This window comes from Paraburkholderia madseniana (assembly GCF_009690905.1).
GTDB lineage: Bacteria > Pseudomonadota > Gammaproteobacteria > Burkholderiales > Burkholderiaceae > Paraburkholderia > Paraburkholderia madseniana.
Map to the genome: position 1 here is coordinate 1 of NZ_VOSW01000367.1, position 250 is coordinate 250.

The window sequence follows — 250 nt, forward strand, 5'->3', positions numbered from 1 at the left end:
CAGTATCGAGCGTTATACGGAGCAGTACAACCAGCACAAGCGGCCGTTCGTATGGACCGCAACAGCCGATTCCATTCTCCAGAAAGTGGCCCGGCTATGCAAAGTTATTTCTGGGACGGAACACTAGATACTATGTGGGCAGCACGAATAAAGCCTCAGGTGTAAAACGGGAGCCACAAACCCCGTTTTCCAGGAGGAGTACGCAAATGAATGCGCCTCGCACGGCCCTTCACGGGCAGGTTACAACCAT

Annotated in this window: 1 pseudogene; it reads left to right on the forward strand. The window is 53.2% G+C overall.

What is annotated here, in order from left to right:
- A pseudogene (locus FSO04_RS48200) lies at positions 1-127 on the forward strand (IS630 family transposase); the annotation flags it as partial.
- Positions 128-250: the final 123 nt, after the last annotated feature.